The organism is Amycolatopsis sp. lyj-23, from assembly GCF_046549135.1.
In the GTDB taxonomy this organism is placed as follows: Bacteria; Actinomycetota; Actinomycetes; order Mycobacteriales; family Pseudonocardiaceae; genus Amycolatopsis.
On the sequence record NZ_JAJPWN010000032.1, the window covers coordinates 14727 to 35431 of the forward strand.

Below are 20705 nucleotides of genomic sequence, written 5' to 3' on the forward strand. Positions count from 1 at the left end.
CGGCCGGGACGCCGCGGGCAGCCCTGGCCGGCCGAGGGCGCTGAAGGCACGCGCTCCGCCAAGGCGCTCGTGCGCTGGAACCGGTCACAAGATCAAGGTTCACCACCGCGGGCCCAACACAAACACCCTGATCGGGTACGTCTGCGTGATCCAGCCCAGGCGACCGGACGCCATCGGGCGGTTCCGGCGAGCTGATGGCCGCGCGAGAACCCGGCTCACTTCGGAGGCCGGGCGACACCGCAAGCGCCCCGGGCCAGGCCGACAAGCACCGGACGACCGAAAACTCCGGCAAGTCGGCGGCCACACGGGAACCCGGTTCACTCTGGAGGGCGGCCGACACCGCAGGCGTCCCAGGTCGGACCGAGAACCACCGGACAACCCGAAGCTCCGGCAAGCAGACGGCCGCGCGAGAACCCGGCTCACTCGGGACGCCGGGCAACACCGCAAGCGCCCCACGCCAGGCCGACAAGCGCCGGACGACCGAAAACTCCGGCGAGCAGGCAGCCGCACGAAAGCCCGGCTCACGCTGACAGCCCGACGACACCGCAAGCGCCCCAGGCCGGACCGAGAACTCCCGGGCGACCGAGACCCCTCCCGCGCCGGGAAGAACCGCCCACAGGCGCCTCAGCGCCCGCAACCACCTACCGCTGCCCGCCCGGCAACCGGCGGATGAAGTAGGCCACCGCGACCTGCCACACCGTGCACAGCTCCGCGGGCCGCCGCACCGGCAGCCAGCCCCAGGGCACAGCTGCCCCTGCGCCCCTCGCGGAGCGGACACGTCCGGCACTGCGGGCCCTGGTCGTCCAGCGGCGTCCCCGGCCGCAGGTGACACAACGCCCGTCCGCGCCGAGTTCGTGCTGCCTGAGCAGCGCTCGCCAGGCGGCGGCCAGCCGGCACGCCTCCGCTCCCGCACGCGAAGGAATTCCCGAAGCCCCCGAAGGCTCCCGACCCCGATCCGGAACCGTCGTCCCCAGGACTCCTCGCAGGTATTTCTGTACCCCTTCGGCCAACAGGCCAAACAGCACCGCGTCCACACCACACTACCCCCTCCGTCGAACCTTTGTTCGATCGCAGGGTCAGTTCTACCGGGTGGGTACGACGATTCCGGCGGCGATCGCGGAGATCGCCGCCGGATTCACTCGGACGAGTGGGGCTCGGGTCAGAGCTTCACCATCGGGACGCTGCCGATGAGCATCAGGCGGACCTTGCCCGCCGCGCCGAAGTCGATCGTGGCCGTCGCCCGCGGGCCGACGCCGTCGCAGGAGATCACCGTGCCGAGGCCGTACTTGTCGTGGCTGACGCGGTCGCCGACGTCCAGCTTCAGCGCCACCGTGTCCTTCCAGCCCTTGCCGAACGACGGTGTGCCCGCCGACGTCGGCGAAGCGGACCGGCGGCCGCCCCAAATGGTCGCCGCCCGGGGCGTGCCGCGCGAGCCGGAGCCGAACGAGCCGAAGCCGCCGCTGGACGGCTCGAGCCGCCGCCAGTCGACGAGGTCCGGCGGCAGCTCGTCGAGGAACCGCGAAGCCGGGTTCATCGACGGCTGGCCCCACGCCGAGCGCGTGATCGCGCGCGAGACGTACAACCGCTTCCTCGCCCGCGTGATCGCGACGTACGCCAGCCGCCGTTCCTCGGCCAGCTCGGTCGGGTCGCCCAGCGCCCGCATGTGCGGGAAGACGCCGTCCTCCCAGCCGGTGCAGAACACCACCGGGTACTCCAGGCCCTTCGCGGTGTGCACAGTCATCAGCGTGACCACGCCCGCGCCGCCGTCGCCTTCTTCGCTGCCGTCGGGCGAAGGCACCGAGTCGGCGTCCGCGACCAGCGACACGCGCTCGAGGAACGCCGGCAGCGAACCCGGCGCCGGAACGCCGTCCTCCACGACGAGCTCGGCGTTCTCGTCCGCGACGACCTCGGCGGTGATCTCGGTGAACTCCCGCGCCACGGTGACGAGCTCGTCGAGGTTCTCGACGCGCGTGTGGTCCTGCGGGTCTTCCGACTCCTCGAGTTCGACGCGGTAACCGGTCTTGTCCAGCACGGCTTCCAGGACGTCGTGCACCTCGGCGCCTTCAGAGACCAGCACGCCGAGCTCGTCGAGCATCGCGACGAACCCCTTGATCGCCTTGACCGAGCGCGGGTTCAGCAGCGGCACCTTGTCTTCGGTCGCGTCCCGCAGCGCCTGCGCGAAGGAGATCCGCTCGCGCTCGGCGTGCGTCGCGACGACGGCTTCGGCGCGGTCGCCGATGCCGCGCTTGGGCACGTTCAGCACGCGCCGCAGGCTGACCGTGTCTTCGGGGTTCGCCAGCACCCGCAGGTACGCGATCATGTCGCGGACCTCGCGGCGCTCGTAGAACCGCACGCCGCCGACGACCTTGTAGGGCAGGCCGAGCCGGATGAAGATCTCTTCGAACACGCGGGACTGGTTGTTGGTGCGGTAGAAGACGGCGACGTCGGAGTAGTCGGCTTCGCCCTTCTCCGCCAGCGCGTCGATTTCGCCCGCGACGAACGCGGCTTCGTCGTGGTCGTTGTCCGCGACGTAGCCGACGATCTTTTCGCCGTCGCCCGAATCCGTCCAGAGCCGCTTCGCCCGGCGATTCGGGTTGCGCTCGATGACGGCGTTGGCCGCGGACAGGATCGTCTGCGTCGAGCGGTAGTTCTGTTCCAGCAGGATGGTGTGCGCGTTCGGGAAGTCCCGCTCGAACTCCTCGATGTTGCGGATCGTCGCGCCGCGGAAGGCGTAGATCGACTGGTCCGCGTCACCCACGACGACCAGCTCGGCCGGCTTGATGCCCGCTTCGTTCGGCGCCGTCCCGGCCAGCTCGCGGACCAGCGTGTACTGCGCGTGGTTCGTGTCCTGGTACTCGTCGACGAGGACGTGGCGGAAGCGGCGGCGGTAGTACTCGGCGACGTCCGGGAACGTCTGCAGCAGCGAGACCGTGCGCATGATGAGGTCGTCGAAGTCGAAGGCGTTGGCCTGGTTGAGCCGCCGCTGGTACTCGCCGTAGACCTCGGCGACGCGGCGCTCGAGGTCGTTGCCCGCGTTCGCCGCCGCCGTCTCCGGGTCGGTGAGCTCGTTCTTCAGGTTCGAGATGTGCACGGCGAGCGTGCGGGCGGCGTAGCGCTTCGGGTCGATGTCGAGGTCCCGGGCCACCAGGGTGATCAGCCGCTTGGTGTCGTCGGAGTCGTAGATGGAGAAGCTCGACGACATGTCCAGGGTTTTGGCTTCACGGCGCAGGATCCGGACGCACATCGAGTGGAAGGTCGACACCCACATGGCGTTCGCGCGGCGCCCGACGAGCGCGGCGACGCGCTCGCGCATCTCGGCGGCGGCCTTGTTGGTGAACGTGATCGCCATGATTTCGCCGGGGTGCACCCGGCGCTGGCCGAGCAGGTAGGCGATGCGGCGGGTCAGCACCCGGGTCTTGCCCGATCCCGCGCCCGCCACCACCAGCAGCGGGCCACCGGCGTGGGTGACGGCTTCGCGCTGGGCGGGGTTGAGGTCGTCGAGCAGCTCGGCCTGCCCGCCGGCGGCGGGCTTGCGCACAGGGGTCGCGGCGGGGAGATCGAAGAGGGTGTCCATCGTGTGTCCACGCTACCCCGGGTGGGTGGAAGTGCGGCACAGCGTGCCGACGCAGGCGATCCGGTGTCGGGTGGGCGGGGGCGAATCGGTGGCGGAGAGGGCGTTGCCGGCGCGGGCGGTTCCGTCGCGCGCTGGCGGGCGGCGGCGATTCGGTGACGGAGTAGGGGCTGCCGGGCGGAAGGCTGGCGCGGGCGGTTCCGAGGCGCACGCGGGCGCGGCGGCGGCGGTTCGGCGGCAAAGCGGGCGGGCGGCGTTGGGGCGGACGCCGACGCGGTGGTTCGGTGGCACGTGACCACGCGGCTTCCCAGACGCGGCTACCGCGCCGGGCGTAGGTAGAGGTGTCGCCTGCCGTCCGACGCGGGGCGGGCTCGTGCCGCGGAGTATCGGCTGGCATGGAAGACACCAGTTCCGCCCGCATCCGGGCCGCCGACGCCGATCGTGAGCGCGTCGCCACCGCCGTCCAGACCGCCGGTTCCGAAGGGCGGCTCACCCTCGACGAGGTCGAAGAACGCCTCAGCCGCGTCTACGCCGCGCGGTTCACCGACGAACTCGGTGCGCTCACCGCCGACCTGCCGCGGCCGGCGCCGTCCCCGCCCGGGTTCCCGCTGAGCCGGGCGGCGCTGCGGCGGCATCCCGCGCTGCGCGTCCACCTCGGTGTGGTGGCCGCGGTCGCGGTGCTGCTGGTCGTCCGGTGGGCGGTGCTGGGCGCCGGGTTCTTCTGGCCCGCCTTCCCGCTGTTCTGGCTCGGGGTGAGCCTCTTGGTTCATGCTCGGGTGCGCTCGGTCCGGGAGCGGCCGCGCACCGCTGTGCCATACTGAGCGCATGCGGCACCACGCGAAGCGATTTTTTTACGGGACCCGGACTCCGGCTCCCGTGATCGCGTAGTGCCCGAACCGCCATCACGCCAGCCCCGGAGTCCACGGACCCGGGGCTGTCGCCGTCCCTGGGGCCGGAACCGGGTCTCGAGGAAGAGGTCCCGATGAACGCACACGCGACGAACGCCGACGGCCAGCCCGCCGAGCACACCCCCGCGGGCGACGACATCGCGTCGCTCCGCGAGGAGATCGACCAGCTGGACAAGGAAATCCTGCGGCTGGTCAAACGCCGGGTCGAGGTGTCCAAGACGATCGGCGCCGCGCGGATGGCCGCCGGCGGCACGCGCATCGTCTACAACCGCGAGATGGACGTGCTCGCGCGCTACCGCGAGCTCGGTCCGGACGGCCGGCAGCTCGCCATGGCGCTGCTGAACCTCGGGCGCGGGCGCCTCGGCCGGTAACGGTTGCCCGAATTCCGGGACTTCCCCGAGGCGTTCCCGGCCGCGGTGCGGGCAGACTGGGGTCATGGACTGGCTCGTGAACCTCATCGCCGTCATCGTCGCGCTCGCGAGCGTGCTGGCCGCGCTGGGCCATGTGGGGTATCTGGCGTTGCTCAACAACGCGGCGGGCAAGCGGGCCGGGGGTGCTCCGGTCGCGCAGTACGTCAAGAGCCGGTGGGCCGTGGCCGGCGGTACCACCGCGGCTTCGCTGTTCGCCTGGTTGCTCACGGCCGGGGGACCGACGCTGGACGTTCTCGCGATTGTCGTCGCCGCGGGTAGCGGGGTCGTGGCGACGAAGGCACTGCAGTCCACGCGGGACCGTTACCGCACGGGAGGCTGAAACCCCTGATCAGGGCCGATGGCGCTGCGTGAAACTTCGCAGCGTCACCATCGCCCGTTCAGTCGCGCCCGACCGAGTGAAACCTCTGCAACTTGCAGGTTTGGGGGCGACTTTCGCCACCGGATGCTCCTAGGGTTGGGGTTGTGAGGACCCTTGCGTCTGGGTCGGGCGATGCCCGCAGGACGCGCGGGGGCATCGGCCCCGCGCGCCCCCGGTCGCGTGCGCGTGCATTTGCGCAGGATTCCGAACGAGATTCCGCGCGTGAGGGTGCTCCGTTCGGGTCGTCCCGCCGCCGGTCGGCGTCAGGACCGAACGGCCGGGTGGTCGAACCCGCATGAGCCAGGGCACGGAATTCCACGGACGCGGCACCGCGCCCGCCCATCCGGGGCGGCACCGGCGCGGCGGCGCGGAAAGCTGGACGCCGCCGCTGCCGCAACACCGCCCGGTGCGCCACCACGCGGCCGGCGGGGCACCGGAACCCTTGCGGCACCACACGCCGGTCGTGCCGGTGGAGGGTGGTGTTCCTTCGGCGCGGCAGTACAGCGGGGTCGCACCGGACAGCGGATTCCGCCCGCGACCGCAGTACAGCCCCGGGGCCGACCGTGACGATGGGTTCTCACCGCTGCCGCACCACGGCGGCGGCCCCGCCCCGGCCCACAGCGGCGGGATCGCGCCGGACGGCAGCCAACTCTGGCGCTACTCGGCCGACAGCGCCGAAGGTGCACTGGGCGACAGGGCCCACCCGCTCCGGCGTTATCCCGACAGCCACCTTTCGGCCGACAGCACCGAAGGCCCACGAGGCGACCGGCCCCACACACTCGGGCACTATCCCGGCAGCCCCGCCTTCACCGAAGGCGCACCAGGCGACCAGCCCCACTTACTCCGGCGCTACCCCGGCAGCTCCACCTTCGCCGGCACCACCGAGGCCATCCCCGGCGGCGGATTTCTCCCGCTGCCCAACCCCACCTCGGCCGGCCCGGCGATGGCCGCCCCTCAATTCCTTCGGCACCACGGCGTTCTCGGGGAAGCCCCCGGCCAAGAGGTGGACAGCCGCCCTTTTCGGGGGCTGCTCTCCGATTCCGCCCTCGGCGATCCGCCCGTTTCCGGGCTTCTGCCGCTCCCCCAGCCGCGTGATCCGCGACCCTCGGCGCCGCTCTTCCCCGCCGCGCACGGCAGTCTTACGCTCGGCGAACGCGCCGAAGGCCACGGCGGAGATCTCGCCGAAGACGAAGCCGAGGCGCCCGCCACCGAAAGCCACGCCGAGCAGGCCGCCCGGCGCACCCGCGTCTCGCTGGCCGCTCCCGCTCCACAGTGCGTCGACCTCGACGAGGACGATGTCCGCATCTACTCCGCTCCACCCATCGACGGGCTGGGCGGCTTCACCATCGGCTCGGTTCCCGCGTCCGTGACGCCGCCGAAGACGTGGAAGAAGGCCGCCTGGTTCGCCACCGGTGCTTCCGGTGCCGTCGTCGTCGGGCTGCTGTGCGCCGGCTCCTTCCTCGTCGGGAAGCCGCCGATGGACCAGGCCGTGCAGGGCTCCTGGCCCGGCTACCAGGGCGTGCCGACCGTCGCCGACCCCACCGGGGAGCACCGGCCGCCCACACAGGGCGGGTCCGCCGCCGGGCCGGAGAAGAGCGCGTCGCCGACGGATGACACCGGGACGCCCCAGAGCGGTGGCGGGGCCGGGCCGGTCGACGGCGTGCCTCGCCCGCCCGCCGCCGAGGACACCGGTGCCGCTCCGGAGACCGCGACGACCGGCACCGGCACCACCCGCCCGGCCACCACCACCGCCGCCGTCCCGCGGAAGCCGCCGGTCACGCCCGCCCAGCGCGAAACGCCCGTCAAGTCGCCGTGGTGGTACTCCTTCCCGCCGGACGCCCAGACCATGGGGGACAACTCGGAGAAGTTCTTCAACACCGTCACCACCGACCCGTCCGCGGCGTCGTCGGTGACCACCGGCCGCCTGCACGACCAGGGCCCGCAGGCGCTGGCCAAGCGGTACGCCGGCATCGCCTACTTCGAAGTCAAGAAGGTCAGCATCGACCAGCAGCGCGGCGTCACGATCAACACCGTCGAAGTGACCCACACCGACGGGACCAAGACCGTCGAGGAGCGCACGCTGACCTTCGGCGACGGCGACAAGATCACCGCTGACGGCCAGTAGCCGGACCTGCACGTGCGGTTCGCCCGTTCTGATGCACGTGCGGTGCGCCGAGCGGTTATGCCTGGTCCGGGTGGGTGACATAAGCTGCCGCTCGTCGTGTGGCGACGGCATTCCGGCGACAGAGCCTGGTGATCGCCGCCCGCACAGGGTTACCTGACGACAGCGGAACCGGAAACCGGCCACGAGCCGGCCGTCCGGACCAACGGCACCCCGGCCGAACGGCCGAGTGGCCGCCCCGGCACCCAGAGCGAGGACTTTCGTGCTTGATCGGCAGCGCACACGGCGTGAGACACCCCACGCCGTCCGCGTCGAGGACGTCATCCCGGCCGAGATCCTGGACGGCGTCGCCGACGCCGAACGTGACCATCTCGAGCAGGTCTTCCGTGACCCGCAAAAGTTCCTGCCGGCGCGGACCGAACCGGCCCGCGAGCCGGAGCAGGCCGACGACGCGGGCGAGCCGGAAAGCCGGTTCGCGCGCCGCGCCAAGCTCACCGGGCTCGTCGCCGCGGGCGCGCTCGTCGCCGGTGCGGTGATCGCCGCGCCGATGCTGACCAGCTCGCACCGCGCCGCTTCGCCGTCCGGCGGCCAGTCCACGCCCGCCGGCTTCACCGGTGCGGCGGAGCTCGGCGGCCTCGCCGTCCCGCAGCACCAGGCCGGCGGCAGCGCGCCGGAGCAGCACAGCCCCGCCACGGCGGGCGCGCGCTCCGAGGAGTCGTCGCCGGCCCAGCCGTCGAACGGCACCTCGCGGACCCGGCCGGCGCCCGCGGCGGCCACCTCGGTCCCGGACAAGGCCGCCGACGCGCGCAGCGCGAGCCGCAAGATCCAGGCCGTCAAGGACTTCTACGCCAAGATCGCCCGCGACTCGGCCGGCGCGCTGGCGCTGCTGAGCCCGGCGCTGGCCGACGGCACCGCCGGCGAGCTGGTCCGCACCTGGAGCTCGATGGACGCCATCGACGTCCAGGAGGCCGACACGCAGATCAAGCCGGACGGCTCGATCCTCGCGGTCGCCACGCTGCACCGGCCGGACGGCGCGCTGGTGCGCGTCACCCAGCTGTTCCGGGTGGCCGACACCGGCGGGCTGATCACCGAAGCCGAGCTCGTCTCGGCCCAATACATGTAGCCCACGGCGACCACCCCTTCACCCCTGGTTCAAGTGCCCGTGCCGGATTCGTGTGCGCAGAGTGAGCGCCTAGCCTTGTCACGGGCCGGTCTCGGGAAGACCGGCTCAGAGCCCACGACATGTGCATACGCTCCAGCGAAGCGGCGTGCTCGTGGCCGCGTCACCAGGCACCCGTCCACACGCCCTGGTGAAGCCGGAGCCCAAAGGGAGGTCGCGTGAGCGACGAGGGTCGTCTGGTCGCCGATCGGTACCGCATCGTCGGCCGGATCGGCACGGGCGCGATGGGGGCCGTCTGGCAGGCGCACGACGAGGTCCTGGGCCGCACCGTGGCCATCAAGCAGCTCCTGCTCCAGCCGCACCTGGACGAGCACGACGCCGAGGACGCCCGCCAGCGGACGATGCGCGAGGGCCGGATCGCGGCCCGGCTGCACCACCCCAACGCGATCTCCGTGTTCGACGTCGTCACCGACGACAACGGGCAACCGTGCCTGATCATGGAGTACCTCAACTCCACCAGCCTGGCCGCCGTGCTGCAGGACCGCCGCACGCTGCCGCCGACCGAGGTGGCGCGCATCGGCGCCCAGGTCGCCGCGGCGCTGCGCGAGGCGCACGCCGTCGGGATCGTGCACCGCGACATCAAGCCGGGCAACATCCTGCTCGGCGCCAACGGCGTCGTGAAGATCACCGACTTCGGCATCTCGCGGGCCAAGGACGACGTCACGGTCACCAAGACCGGGATGATCGCCGGCACCCCCGCCTACCTGGCCCCCGAGGTCGCCATCGGCGGCGAGCCCGGGCCGGAGTCCGACGTCTTCTCCCTCGGCTCGACGCTGTACGCGGCGTGCGAAGGCCAGCCGCCGTTCGGGCTGTCCGAGAACACGCTGAGCCTGCTGCACGCGGTCGCGGCCGGGCAGATCAACCCGCCGCGCCAGTCCGGTCCCCTGGCCAGCGTGCTGGCCGTGCTCCTGCACCCGGAGATCGAGCACCGGCCCACCGCCGAGGAGTGCGAAGAGCTGCTCGCGGCCGTCGCGCGCGGCGAGACGCCGCTCGGCGGCCCGGCGGAGGAGACCATGCTGGCCCCCTCGGCCGGCGTCCTCGGCGCGGCCGGTGCCCTCGGCGCCGCCGGTGCCCTCGGTGCGGGGGCCGCCGACCCGAACGCGACGCAGATGTTCGACGAGATCCCCGCGGGCCACTCGGGCACGCTGCTGAGCGGCGCGGCCCCGACGCAGGCCGTGCCGTACTACGACGAGGACGACTACCCGGAAGCCACCGGCTACCCGGAGGACGACTACGACGGGTACGGCCACTACCGCGAGGACGACCACCACGCGGCCGGCGGCGTGCCGCCCGGCCTGGCCGCGACCCGCGCCGTGCCGGTGCCCCCGCACGAGCAGGGCGGGTACGAGGACGACTACGACGATTACGACGACGAGCCCGCGCCGCCGCCGCGGTCGCGCCCGCAGATGAGCCCGGTCGACGACGAGGAAGACCGGCCCGGCGCGTGGAAGCGCCCGGCGATCATCGGCGGGATCGTGGTCGTGGGCTTGGTCGCGCTCGTCGTCTGGCTGCTGAGCCCGAACAACCCGGAGGCGCCGGCCGCGCCGGTGTCCAGCAGCAAGCCGTCGCCCGTCGCGACCTCGCAGACACAGCCGTCCACGACGGAGGACACGTCGTTCAGCACGGCCGACGTGCCGCCTCCGGTGACTGAGGCCACCTCGTCGACGAAGCGGGCGACGACTGCGCGGAGCTCCGAGCCGCAGGAGACCACCACGCCGAAGACGACGCCGAAAACAACACCTCCTTCGGAGTCGACGCCGAAGACGACACCGACCGACACGACGACCGGCGGCGCGTCCTCCAGCGCTGCCGCCGGTGGATGATCGAGGACCGACTTGAGTTCTGAAGGAACCATCGTCGGCGGCCGGTTCCGGCTGGACCAGCCGATCGGCCGCGGTCGCGCGGGCATCGTGTGGCTGGCGTTCGACACGCGGCTGTTCCGCACCGTCGCGATGAAGCGGATGTACCTGCCGGTCGGCGCGGGTGAACGCGCCGAGCAGGCGCGCGCCGCCGCCATGCAGGAGGGCAAGGACGCCGCCCGGATCGAGCACCCGTGCGCGATCAAGGTGTTCGACGTGCTGCCGGACGGCCAGGACGTCTGGCTGGTGATGGAGTACATCCCGTCCCGCAGCATGGCGACGTTCCTCGCCGAGCACGGCAGGCTCACCCCCGACCAGGCGGCGCAGCTGGGCATCCAGCTCGGCAACGCCCTGGCGGCCATCCACGCGGCCGGGTTCGTGCACCGCACCCTTGAGCCGGGCACCGTGCTGCTGGCCGACGACGGCGGCGTGAAGCTCACGGACATCGGCATCAGCGGCGGCGGCCCGAGCCCGGCGTACGTGGCGCCCGAGGTCGCCCGCGGGCTGCCGGGCACGCCCGCGGCGGACGTCTTCTCCCTCGGCGCGACGCTCTACACGTCCGTGGAGGGTGTGCCGCCGTTCGGGGACGACGGCCAGTCGTCCGAACGCCCGCCGCGGAACTCCGGCGTCCTGACCGAGGCGCTGCGCAAGATGCTGCGCACGGACCCGAACACGCGGCCGACCATGGCGGACACCGTCCATTCGCTCAAGGCGATCACCGAGGGCCGCGAGACGGCGTTCATCCCGCCGACCGCGCCCGGGATCCCGCCGCCTCCGCCGCCGCCCTTCAACCCGGGGCTGGCGCCCGCGGGACCGCCGATGCCGCCGTCGGGACCGCAGTTCCAGCAGTCGATGCCGGTCGCCGCGCCCGGCTACTCCGCGGCGGAGGAGACGCAGCGGATGCAGCCGGTGCCGCCGCCGACGCAGTACGCGCGACCACCCGCACCGGGCGCCCGGCCGCAGGCCCAGGAGTGGAACCTGCCGGTGTCGAAGAAGACGCTGATCACCGTGGCCGCGATCCTCGCGGCGGTGCTGGTCGGCATCCTCGTCTCGGAGCTGTTCTTCGTCTAGGCCACCTTGGCGGTCGCCGCGCGCATGGCCGCGAGCAGCGTGCGGACGGCCGGGTGCCCCGAGGCGCGGGACGCCACCGCGGCGTGGATCGCGCGGACCGGCTCGGGGTTGCGGATCCGGCGGACGACGACCCCCGGGTGCTGCGCGCCGAGCCCGAGTTCCGGGATGAGCCCGACGCCGATGCCGGCGGCGACGAACCCCATCGCCGTCTGGTAGTCCTCGGACTCGACGACGACGTTGGGCGCGAACCCGGCGGAGGCGCAGGCGCTGTCCAGGATGTCGCGGCAGACGCCCGGCAGGCCGTCGACGCCCACCCACGGCTCTTCCGCGAACTCCGTCAGGTCCAGCACGCGCTTGCGGGCCAGCGGGTGCGCCTTCGGCAGCACCGCCCGGTACGGGTCGTCCAGCAGGTGCACCAGCTCGACCCCCTTGGCGGGCGGGGTCCTGCGCGGGAACACCGTGATCGCGACGTCGGCGTGGCCCGCTTCGACGTCGGTCATCGGGTCGTCGGGCTCCACGAGCTTGAGGTCGAGGCGGACGCCGGGGTGCTCGCGCCGGACCGCGGCGATGGCGGGCGGGACCAGTGACGCGCCCGCCGTGGCGAAGTAGCGGATCGAGACGCGGCCGATGCGGCCCTCCTTGAGCTCGGTCAGCGCCGCTTCGGCCTTGGCGAGCTCGGCGCTCAGCCGTTCGGCGTGCTCGGACAGCAACGCGCCCGCCGGGGTCGGCCGGACGCCGCGTCCGACGCGTTCGAGGAGTTCGGTGCCCGCCTCTCGTTCCAAGGCGGACAGCTGCTGGCTGATCGCGGACGGCGTGTAGCCGAGGTTGCGCGCCGCGGCGGTGATCGACCCGCTGGTGATGACGGCACGGAGGACCTGCATGCGGCGGACGTCGAGCATGCCGCGATCGTACAGCTGAGCTTAAGTGTTCCTGCAGTTAATTTCGCTTGTCCTTACGTCTGGTCCGGGCGAAGCTGACGTCGGCTGTCGAAGGAGGACTGCGGGTGGGCGAGACGAAGACCCTGCTCAGGATCGGTGCGCTGGCGCTGATGTGGGGTTCGAGCTTCTTCTGGATCAAGCTGGGGCTGGGCATGTTTTCGCCGGTGCAGCTGGTGCTGGCGCGGCTGGTGCTCGGCGCCGCCATGCTGCTGGTGCTGTGCCGCCTGCAGCGGGCGCGGCTGCCGAGGGACCGCCGGATGTGGGGACACCTGGCGGTCGCGGCGTTCTTCCACAACGCGCTGCCGTTCCTGCTGTTCGCGATCGGCGAGACGACGGTCGATTCGGGGATCACCGGCGTGCTCAACTCGACGACGCCGCTGTGGGTGCTGCTCGCGGCGCCGCTGATGGGGACGTCGTCGCGGATGACCGGCGCCCGGCTCGCGGGCCTGCTCATCGGGCTCGCCGGGATCCTGCTGATCTTCGCGCCGTGGCAGGCGTCGGGCCTGCTGAGCTGGGGCGCACTGGCGTGCCTCGCGGCGGCGGCGAGCTACGGCTTCGCGTTCGTCTACGAGGGCAAGTACCTGTCGGACGCCTCCTTGTCGCCGTACGCGACTTCGGCGGGTCAGATGCTGCTGGCCAGCGGGATGCTGGTGCTGGTCCTGCCGGCCGGCGGGTTGACGCCGGTGCACGTGTCCACCGGGCCGCTGCTCGCGGTGCTGGTACTGGGCATCGGGTCGACCGGCATCGCGTTCGCGCTGAACTACCAGCTGCTGGCGAGCGAAGGCGCGGTGGCCGCGTCCGTGGTCGGCTACCTGCTGCCGGTGGTTTCGGTGCTGCTGGGTGCGGTGTTCCTCGGCGAGCAGCTGCACCTGCGGGTGATCGCGGGCATGGTGGTCGTGCTCGGCGGCGTGGCGCTGACGCGCCTCCAGAAGCCGGAGCGAGGGGCTCTGGACGTGGCCGGTGACCAGGCGGATGGGCTTGGTGACGACACCGCCGGCAGCACGCCCCGGCCTCTCGCTCCTCTGGCGGACTGAGCCGTCGCGGGGGCGGCCGCGGAATGAACGATCTGGTTAGTACGGTGCTGGGTCCGGTTAACTGTCTGGTTCGTTAACCGGTCCGGCGCCAATGAACGATCTGGTTCGTTTGCGGCTTCTCGTTATCTCCCCGCACTGATGGCACCGACGTAACGGATCTACTGACGAATCCGACTCCCGTCTCGCCCGTCTTCCGCATCAAAGTGGTGAACCTGAGCCGCCGTGCTGCCATGGATCTCCGGTTCGACGCTCATCTCGTGACACCCGTTGGTGCCAAGGGGGGCGCCATCAAGCGCCGAACTCCTCTCGAGTGCGGTAACGCGCCGCTGTTGCTTCCCCGCCGCGATCGATCCGACGCCGACTACGACAACGCCTATCGTCTGCGCATCAAAACCGACATCCGGCAACTGCTGTCGGACAACCCGGCGTCCTTCATCAGGCTGCAGGTATTCGCGCGCCACGAAGTTTCCGGCATGGGGAAGATGTTCGAGCGGCGCTACTACGACCCGGGTTCCGAGATCGTCACCGGCAGCTACGCGCACGGAAAAGACCTGACCGTCGTTCCCGAAGGCCGTCAGACGAGGCGGCGGTCGGAGGCCCAGCGGGAGAGCTCGTAGCGGTTCGACAGCTGGGTTTTCCGCAGGACGCTCGACACGTGCGTCTCCACCGTCTTCACCGAGATGAACAGCTCCGACGCGATTTCCTTGTACGCGTACCCGCGGGCCAGCAGCCGCAGGACGTCCCGCTCGCGGGGGGTCAGCAGGTCCAGCTCGGGGTCGTTGATCGGCGCGGAACCGGGGCGGTCGGCGAAAGCGTCCAGGACGAACCCGGCCAGCCGCGGCGAGAACACCGCGTCGCCGTCCGCGACGCGGACCACCGCGCGGACCAGTTCCTTCGACGAGATCGTCTTCGTCACGTAGCCGCGGGCGCCCGCGCGGATGACCGCGATGACGTCCTCCGCCGCGTCGGACACCGACAGGGCCAGGAACACCACGTCCGGCAGCTCCGGACGGACCCGGCGCAGCACCTCGGCGCCGCCGCCGTCGGGCATGTGGACGTCGAGGAGGACCACCTGCGGCTTCGTGCGGGCGATGCCGGCGACGGCCTCCGCCACCGATCCGGCCTCGCCGACCACGCGGACCTCGTCGGTGATCGAGTCGAGCTCGGTGCGCACCCCGGCGCGGAACAGCGCGTGGTCGTCGACGAGGAACACCTTGACCGGTTCACGCTGGTTGTCCGTCACGTCGTCGAGCATAGCCGCCTCACGCCGCTCCCTTGCCCGCTTTCACCGGCATGGCGAGCTGCACCTCGGTGCCCTCGCCGGGTGCCGTCCGGACCTTGCACGTGCCGCCGTGGCGGGTCATCCGGCCGCGGATCGAGTCGGCGAGGCCGTGGCGGTCGTCGGGGACGAGGTCGGGGTCGAAGCCCTTGCCGCGGTCGCGGACGAACACCGTCACCGACGTCGGCTCGACCTCGGCGTAGACGCTGACCTCCTCGACGCCGGCGTGCTTGGCGGCGTTGACGATGGCTTCGCGCGCGGCCTGGACCAGCGCGACCAGCGATTCGTCCAGCTCGGCGTCGCCGACGACGACCTGGCCGACCGAAATCGCGAAGGTGTCCTCGACCTCGCCGCACGCCGTCGCGAGCGCTTCGGACAGCTGGCCGGTGGCTTCCTCGATGTTCTCGGCGGGCTTGCCGTAGCCGTTCGGGCCGTAGAGCCACCCGCGCAGCTCGCGTTCCTGGCTGCGGGCCAGCCGCGCGACCTCGCGGGGCTGTTCGCTCTGCTTCTGGATCAGGGCGAGCGTCTGCAGCACGGAGTCGTGCAGGTGGGCGGCGATCTCGGCGCGTTCGTCGGTGCGGATGCGGGCCTTGCGCTCGTCGGAGAGGTCGCGGACCAGCCGCAGCCAGAACGGCACGGTCAGCACGGCGACCCCGATCAGCGTCGCGAGGACCGCGATCAGCGCGAACTGGACCTGGTCGAGGGTGCCGCTGCGCAGCACGACGACGGTGATGCCGGTGATCACCAGCGCGACGCCGGCGACGATCCGGATGGCGGCCGACCAGCCGCCCCCGCCGAGGAGCGCCCCCGCGAATCCGTCCTTGGCACCGGCCCGCCAGCGCCGGCGCTGCGACTCGTCGGCCTCCCGCCAGACGACCGCGAGACCGATCATGGCGACGGCCAGCGGCACCGCGACCCAGCCGCTGATGAACCCGGTGAGCGTCCCGCTGGCGACGGCGAGGCCGACGCCCAGCGCGATGAGGCCGAACGCCTGCTGGCGCTCCTTCGGGGTCGGCGCCTCGGTGGCTTCCTCGGACCGCTGCTGGACGAACACCCAGAGGAGGCCGTAGGCGAGCAGCCCGGCGCCGTTGAGCGCGGCCAGCAGCGCGAACGCCGTCCGCACCCAGAGGACCGGCACGCCGAGGTGGTCGGCGAGCCCACCGGCGACACCGGCGATGGCCCGCCCGGACCGGCGCCGGAACATCTTGGGCGCGGCCGGATCCGTGGTGGCGATCGCCTGCTCGGCGGTGACGTGGTCGAGGGACTCCTGCACGCCGTCCATGGTCACACGCACCGCTGTCCGGTTCCATCGGGGAAACCCCTGATCCACCCGGGGGTCAGCGGCGCGTTCCGGCCACCGGCACCCACCGTGGCAACGCCCGCAGCACGCGAGTTCCGGCCCCAGTCACGCGAGTTCCGTCCGGCAGGGGCTGCCACCCCCGGCCGTATTCGCGCCACCGCCCCGGTTCCCCTCGGGGAAACCTCAGGGACCATCCCGGATGTCCCGCCGCCGCCGGTGAAGCATGCTTCTCGGTATGAGTGGTGCGAGCGAGAAGCCGGGGGTCCTGAACGGCTTCGAGGAGACCGTCAAGGACTTCTGGGTCAGCCGGCCCCGGCGGCCGCACGCCGGGCGGAAGGTGGCCGGGGTGGCCGCCGCCATCGGGCAGCGGTACGGCCTCGATCCCGTCGTCGTGCGGATCGCGCTGGTGGTCACGACCGTCTTCGGCGGCTTCGGCGTTCCCTTCTACCTGCTGGGGTGGCTGTTCCTGCCCGGGGAGAGCGACGAGGTCTCCGGCTTCGAAAGCCTCATCGGACGCGGCCGGTCTTCGGTGTCGCCCGCGTTCGCCGTGGTCCTCGTGGTCCTCACCGTCGTCAGCGCCGGGGGCTCGGTCACCGGGTCGTGGTTCGACGGCGGCGGGCTCATCAGCTGCGCCCTCGTCGCCGCCGCGCTCTACCTGCTGCACCGCAGCCGCGGCCACGAGAACCGTCCCGCGCCGGTCACCGCGCGGAAGTCGTCACCGGCCTTCACCGGAAACGGAGCCTTCACCATGACCGAGACCGCCGAGGCGCCTTCGCCGGCGCGCGGCTGGGACCCCCTCGCCGCCGACCCGGCCGGCTGGGATCTGCCCGACGCCCCGCCCGCCCCGGACCCGCGGCCCACGCCGCCGCGTCCGTCCTTCCAGGCGCCGCAGCGGCGGCACCGGTCGAAGGTCGGCTCGGCGACGTTCGCGCTCGCCGTGGTGACCGCCGGGGCCGGGGTGCTGGCGGCCCTCAACGGCGCCGGCTGGTTCTCCGCGCAGCACGTCGTCGGCCTGGTCCTCGGCGTGGTCGGGATCGGCCTGGTGGCCGGCGCGTTCGCCGGCGGCGGGCGTGGCCTGATCGGGCTCGCGGTACCCCTGGCCATCGCCGGGATGGTGCTGACGAGCGCACCGTTCCACGACATCGACCTCCGCGGCGGTCTCGGTGATCTCCGGGAGACGCCGCAGGCGGTGGGCGACCTGAAGCCGGTCTACCAGCACGCGGCGGGCGACATCCGGCTCGACCTGACCGAGCTGCCCGAGGGCGCGCCGTACTCGACGACCGTGTCGAACGGCGCGGGCGACACCACGGTGGTCGTGCCGGCGAACGCGGACGTCACCTACGACTGCCACACCGGCGCCGGCGAGGCGTCCTGCTTCGGGCACTCGAGCGACGGGGTCAGCCAGCCGGCCCTGACCGGGACGGACACCGGCGCCGACGGCGCCGGCGGCCAGAAGATCACCCTGAAGGTTTCGAACAGCGTGGGCAACGTGGAGGTGCGACGTGGCTGAGCAGAACCCCTACGCCTACGACAACCCGGACAGCGCCCCGCCCGCCCGGCGCGGCGGAGTGGACGCCTTCACCCTGATCGTCGGCGTCGCGACGCTGCTGGTTTCGGCCTACGTCCTCTCGGACGGCGCGAGCTGGCTGCCCTCGTTCGACTTCCGCTGGGTCATCGCCGGCGGAGCGGTGTTCGTGGGGCTGCTGCTCCTGGCCGCGTCGTTCGGCAGCAAGCGGCGCCGCTGACCCGGCGCACCACCGAAGACCCTCGAGGCCCCGGATCCCACGCCGGGGCCTCGAGCCTTGTCCACACCGGACTCATTCCCACTCGATGGTGCCCGGCGGCTTGGACGTCACGTCCAGCACGACCCGGTTGACCTCCGCCACCTCGTTGGTGATGCGCGTGGAAATCCGCTCCAGGACCTCGTACGGCAGGCGCGTCCAGTCCGCGGTCATCGCGTCCTCCGAGGACACCGGGCGCAGCACCACCGGGTGGCCGTACGTCCGGCCGTCGCCCTGGACGCCGACGCTGCGGACGTCGGCCAGCAGCACCACCGGGCACTGCCAGATGTCGCGGTCCAGCCCGGCCGCGGTCAGCTCCTCGCGGGCGATGAGGTCGGCCGCCCGCAGGGTGTCCAGCCGCTCCTGGTCGACCGCGCCGATGATCCGGATGCCCAGGCCGGGGCCGGGGAACGGCTGGCGGTGCACGATCGTCTCGGGCAGCCCCAGCTCCACGCCGACCCGGCGGACCTCGTCCTTGAACAGCAGCCGCAGCGGCTCGACCAGCTCGAACTGCAGGTCGTCCGGCAGGCCGCCGACGTTGTGGTGGCTCTTGATGTTCGCCGTGCCCTCGCCGCCGCCGGACTCGACGACGTCCGGGTAGAGCGTGCCCTGGACCAGGAACTTGTAGTCGCCCTGGGCCTTGAGGTCGCGCTCGGCCTGTTCGAAGACGCGGATGAACTCCCGGCCGATGATCTTGCGCTTCTGCTCCGGGTCGGTGACGCCGGCGAGCGCGTCCAGGAACCGCTCGCGCGCATCGATGGTGACCAGGTTGACCCCGGTGGCGGAGACGAAGTCCTGCTCGACCTGGGTGCGCTCGCCGGCCCGCAGCAGGCCGTGGTCGACGAACACGCAGGTCAGCCTGTCCCCGATCGCGCGCTGGACCAGCGCCGCCGCGACGGCGGAGTCGACGCCGCCGGACAGGCCGCAGATCGCCCGGCCGTCGCCGATCTGGTCGCTGATCCGCTTGACCTGCTCCTCGACGATCGACGACGTCGTCCACTGCGGCTCGATGCCGGCGATGTCGCGCAGGAACCGGCGCAGCACCTCCTGGCCGTGCGGCGAGTGCGCCACCTCCGGGTGGTACTGGACACCGGCGAAGCGGCGCTGGACGTCTTCGAAGCCGGCGACCGCGGCGCCGTCGGAAGACGCGGTGACGACCGCGCCTTCGGGCGCCTTGGTGACGCTGTCGTTGTGGCTCATCCAGGCGGGCTGGTGCGCGGGCAGGCCGGCGTGCAGGACACCGCCGTCACCGGTGACGCGGACCTCGGTGCGGCCGAACTCGCGGACCCCGGTCGGCTCGACGACCCCGCCGAGCGCGCTGGCCAGCAGCTGGTGGCCATAGCAGATGCCGAACATCGGCACGCCCGCTTCGGTGAGCTTCGGGTCCATGCCCGGCGCGCCTTCGGCGTACACGCTCGAAGGGCCGCCGGAGAGGATGATGGCCGAGGGGTTCTTCGCGAGGATCTCTTCGGTGGACGCGCTGTGCGGCACAACCTCCGAGTAGATCTGTGCCTCGCGGACGCGCCGGGCGATCAGCTGCGCGTACTGCGCCCCGAAGTCCACGACGAGAACCGGACCGGTGGGGTTGGGCACCTGACGACCTCCTGGCGACGTTGGGTTGACCTCCATCGTCCCAGGTGGGCCCGGTCACCCGGGATTCAGGGCCGTCCCTGTCCGCGATCGGGCCTACGGTGCGCGGTATGGCCGTGAACTGGACCAAGGAACTGACCGACCAGCTCGACTTCCACTGGAAGGTGCACACCCGCCCGCGGCTCGACGGGCTGACCGACGAGGAGTACCGCTGGGAGCCGGTCGCGGGCTGCTGGACCGTCCGGCCCCGGAAGTCGGACGACGAGCCCGGCAGCGGCGAGTTCACGATCGGCTGGGCCTACCCCGAGCCGGTGCCCCCGCCGGTCACGACGATCGCATGGCGGCTCGCCCACGTGCTGGTCGGCGTGCTCGGGATGCGCACGGCGTCGCACTTCGGCGGCCCGCCGATGACCTACGACGACTACCCGTACCCGGGGACGGCCGCGGAGGCGCTGTCCCGGCTCGACGAGTACTACGCCCGGTGGATCGCCGGGGTGGCTTCACTGGACGAAGCCGCCTTGGCGCGGCCGTGCGGCCCGGCGGAGGGCCCGTACGCGAAGTACCCGATGGCGACGCTGGTGCTGCACATCCACCGCGAGGTGATCCACCACTGCGCCGAGGTCCTACTGCTGCGCGACCTGTACCGGAGCCGGTAGCAGCAGGAAGCCCAGCGCCAGGCCGAGCAGGGCGGGCAGGCCGTGGTTGTCGTGCACGACCGTGTCGACCACGGCCAGCACCGGGACCGCGAACGCCATGACCCGGAACTGGACCGGCAGGACCACGCCGTAGCGGCGCGAAGCCGCCATCACCACGGCCGCGAGGGCGCAGATCAGGCCGGCGGTGCACATCGAGTTGCCCGCGCCGACCGGGTTGAGCCAGACGTAGCTGACGAACTGGCCGAACAGGCCGCAGCCGAAGTAGAGCAGCAGCCACTTCGGCCGGCCGAAGACGCGCTCGGCGAGCGTGCCGAACACCGCCAGCCAGACCAGGTTCGAGACCAGGCCGAACGCCTGCGCGTCCTGGAAGAACATGCCGGTGACCAGCCGGTACCACTCGCCGGCGTCGATGCGGGCCGCGTCGCGGTGCACCGCGTCGTAGAGCGGCGGGTGCACCAGCTGCGCGATCCCGCAGGCCAGCGTCACCGCGAAGACCACGGCGGTGAGGTAGGGGCGGCGGCGCACCGGGGCCAGCGCCGCGAAGGGGTTGCGGGATGCGGTGGGCGTGGTCATGACCGAAAATCTAGGCGCGCCGCCGCCGTCGCACCCCCGACGTTTGTCACGAAC

At 72.1% G+C, this 20705-nt stretch carries 18 protein-coding genes; 12 read left to right on the forward strand and 6 right to left on the reverse strand.

What is annotated here, in order from left to right; genetic code table 11:
• Positions 1 to 1159: 1159 nt before the first annotated feature.
• Positions 1160 to 3574, reverse strand: coding sequence for a DNA helicase PcrA (gene pcrA / locus ACLJPY_RS48370; RefSeq protein ID WP_410597764.1), 2415 nt, complete (start codon positions 3572 to 3574; stop codon positions 1160 to 1162).
• Between the two features lie 392 nt (positions 3575 to 3966).
• Between pcrA and ACLJPY_RS48375 the strand changes: the two genes are divergently transcribed.
• From ACLJPY_RS48375 to ACLJPY_RS48405, 7 genes are all read left to right on the forward strand, one after another.
• The gene (locus tag ACLJPY_RS48375) at positions 3967 to 4392 is read left to right on the forward strand and encodes a DUF1707 domain-containing protein (RefSeq protein WP_410597765.1); all 426 of its coding nucleotides are present in this window, start codon (positions 3967 to 3969) and stop codon (positions 4390 to 4392) included.
• A gap of 161 nt (positions 4393 to 4553) precedes the next feature.
• Positions 4554 to 4850: a chorismate mutase gene (locus ACLJPY_RS48380; protein ID WP_410597766.1), complete on the forward strand. Its 297-nt coding sequence runs from the start codon at positions 4554 to 4556 to the stop codon at positions 4848 to 4850.
• A 64-nt stretch (positions 4851 to 4914) separates the two neighbouring features.
• Positions 4915 to 5229, forward strand: coding sequence for a hypothetical protein (locus ACLJPY_RS48385; RefSeq protein WP_410597767.1), 315 nt, complete (start codon positions 4915 to 4917; stop codon positions 5227 to 5229).
• A 334-nt stretch (positions 5230 to 5563) separates the two neighbouring features.
• Positions 5564 to 7393, forward strand: coding sequence for a hypothetical protein (locus ACLJPY_RS48390; protein ID WP_410597768.1), 1830 nt, complete (start codon positions 5564 to 5566; stop codon positions 7391 to 7393).
• A gap of 259 nt (positions 7394 to 7652) precedes the next feature.
• Complete coding sequence (locus tag ACLJPY_RS48395) at positions 7653 to 8513, forward strand: hypothetical protein (RefSeq protein ID WP_410597769.1); 861 nt, start codon at positions 7653 to 7655, stop codon at positions 8511 to 8513.
• Positions 8514 to 8728: 215 nt separating this feature from the next.
• The gene (locus ACLJPY_RS48400; RefSeq protein WP_410597770.1) at positions 8729 to 10393 is read left to right on the forward strand and encodes a protein kinase domain-containing protein; all 1665 of its coding nucleotides are present in this window, start codon (positions 8729 to 8731) and stop codon (positions 10391 to 10393) included.
• A 12-nt stretch (positions 10394 to 10405) separates the two neighbouring features.
• On the forward strand, positions 10406 to 11500 hold the full coding sequence (locus ACLJPY_RS48405; RefSeq protein WP_410597771.1) for a serine/threonine-protein kinase: 1095 nt from the start codon (positions 10406 to 10408) through the stop codon (positions 11498 to 11500).
• Here ACLJPY_RS48405 and ACLJPY_RS48410 read toward each other — a convergent pair.
• Positions 11497 to 12399, reverse strand: coding sequence for a LysR family transcriptional regulator (locus tag ACLJPY_RS48410; protein WP_410597772.1), 903 nt, complete (start codon positions 12397 to 12399; stop codon positions 11497 to 11499). The two genes, ACLJPY_RS48405 and ACLJPY_RS48410, sit on opposite strands and share 4 nt — an antisense overlap.
• Before the next feature lie 104 nt (positions 12400 to 12503).
• On the opposite strand from ACLJPY_RS48410, the gene ACLJPY_RS48415 reads away from it, so the two are divergent.
• Together ACLJPY_RS48415 and ACLJPY_RS48420 are read left to right on the forward strand one after the other, a co-directional pair.
• Entirely contained in the window at positions 12504 to 13472 is a 969-nt protein-coding gene (locus ACLJPY_RS48415; protein ID WP_410597773.1) for a DMT family transporter, read from the forward strand.
• A 206-nt stretch (positions 13473 to 13678) separates the two neighbouring features.
• Positions 13679 to 14089 (forward strand): hypothetical protein, encoded by a 411-nt coding sequence (locus tag ACLJPY_RS48420; RefSeq protein ID WP_410597774.1) that lies wholly within the window; start codon positions 13679 to 13681, stop codon positions 14087 to 14089.
• On the opposite strand, the gene ACLJPY_RS48425 is transcribed toward ACLJPY_RS48420, so the two are convergent.
• Entirely contained in the window at positions 14047 to 14727 is a 681-nt protein-coding gene (locus ACLJPY_RS48425; protein ID WP_103342484.1) for a response regulator, read from the reverse strand. The genes ACLJPY_RS48420 and ACLJPY_RS48425 overlap by 43 nt on opposite strands.
• A 7-nt stretch (positions 14728 to 14734) precedes the next feature.
• Positions 14735 to 16039 carry a PspC domain-containing protein gene (locus ACLJPY_RS48430; RefSeq protein ID WP_410597794.1) on the reverse strand — a complete coding sequence of 435 codons (1305 nt, stop codon included), beginning with the start codon at positions 16037 to 16039 and terminating at the stop codon, positions 14735 to 14737.
• Positions 16040 to 16286: 247 nt separating this feature from the next.
• Between ACLJPY_RS48430 and ACLJPY_RS48435 the strand changes: the two genes are divergently transcribed.
• Positions 16287 to 17561: a PspC domain-containing protein gene (locus ACLJPY_RS48435; protein ID WP_410597775.1), complete on the forward strand. Its 1275-nt coding sequence runs from the start codon at positions 16287 to 16289 to the stop codon at positions 17559 to 17561.
• Entirely contained in the window at positions 17554 to 17796 is a 243-nt protein-coding gene (locus tag ACLJPY_RS48440) for a hypothetical protein (RefSeq protein ID WP_410597776.1), read from the forward strand. The genes ACLJPY_RS48435 and ACLJPY_RS48440 overlap by 8 nt, the downstream gene beginning before the upstream one ends.
• A 72-nt stretch (positions 17797 to 17868) precedes the next feature.
• Here the strand turns inward: ACLJPY_RS48440 and guaA are convergent, their stop codons facing one another.
• Positions 17869 to 19425, reverse strand: coding sequence for a glutamine-hydrolyzing GMP synthase (gene guaA, locus ACLJPY_RS48445; protein ID WP_410597777.1), 1557 nt, complete (start codon positions 19423 to 19425; stop codon positions 17869 to 17871).
• A gap of 107 nt (positions 19426 to 19532) precedes the next feature.
• Here guaA and ACLJPY_RS48450 point away from each other — a divergent pair, with 107 nt between their 5' ends.
• On the forward strand, positions 19533 to 20078 hold the full coding sequence (locus ACLJPY_RS48450; RefSeq protein ID WP_410597778.1) for a DinB family protein: 546 nt from the start codon (positions 19533 to 19535) through the stop codon (positions 20076 to 20078).
• On the opposite strand, the gene ACLJPY_RS48455 is transcribed toward ACLJPY_RS48450, so the two are convergent.
• Positions 20046 to 20651, reverse strand: coding sequence for a rhomboid family intramembrane serine protease (locus ACLJPY_RS48455; RefSeq protein WP_410597779.1), 606 nt, complete (start codon positions 20649 to 20651; stop codon positions 20046 to 20048). The genes ACLJPY_RS48450 and ACLJPY_RS48455 overlap by 33 nt on opposite strands.
• Positions 20652 to 20705 lie beyond the last annotated feature (54 nt).

Bases quoted from the DNA above. Each gene is read 5' to 3' on its own strand.
- ACLJPY_RS48410 (WP_410597772.1), bottom strand. From the start codon at position 12,399: ATGCTCGACGTCCGCCGCATGCAGGTCCTCCGTGCCGTCATCACCAGC.
- ACLJPY_RS48450 (WP_410597778.1), top strand. From the start codon at position 19,533: ATGGCCGTGAACTGGACCAAGGAACTGACCGACCAGCTCGACTTCCAC.
- ACLJPY_RS48425 (WP_103342484.1), bottom strand. From the start codon at position 14,727: ATGCTCGACGACGTGACGGACAACCAGCGTGAACCGGTCAAGGTGTTC.
- ACLJPY_RS48390 (WP_410597768.1), top strand. From the start codon at position 5,564: ATGAGCCAGGGCACGGAATTCCACGGACGCGGCACCGCGCCCGCCCAT.
- pcrA (WP_410597764.1), bottom strand. From the start codon at position 3,574: ATGGACACCCTCTTCGATCTCCCCGCCGCGACCCCTGTGCGCAAGCCC.
- ACLJPY_RS48375 (WP_410597765.1), top strand. From the start codon at position 3,967: ATGGAAGACACCAGTTCCGCCCGCATCCGGGCCGCCGACGCCGATCGT.
- ACLJPY_RS48455 (WP_410597779.1), bottom strand. From the start codon at position 20,651: ATGACCACGCCCACCGCATCCCGCAACCCCTTCGCGGCGCTGGCCCCG.
- ACLJPY_RS48385 (WP_410597767.1), top strand. From the start codon at position 4,915: ATGGACTGGCTCGTGAACCTCATCGCCGTCATCGTCGCGCTCGCGAGC.
- ACLJPY_RS48380 (WP_410597766.1), top strand. From the start codon at position 4,554: ATGAACGCACACGCGACGAACGCCGACGGCCAGCCCGCCGAGCACACC.
- ACLJPY_RS48435 (WP_410597775.1), top strand. From the start codon at position 16,287: ATGAGTGGTGCGAGCGAGAAGCCGGGGGTCCTGAACGGCTTCGAGGAG.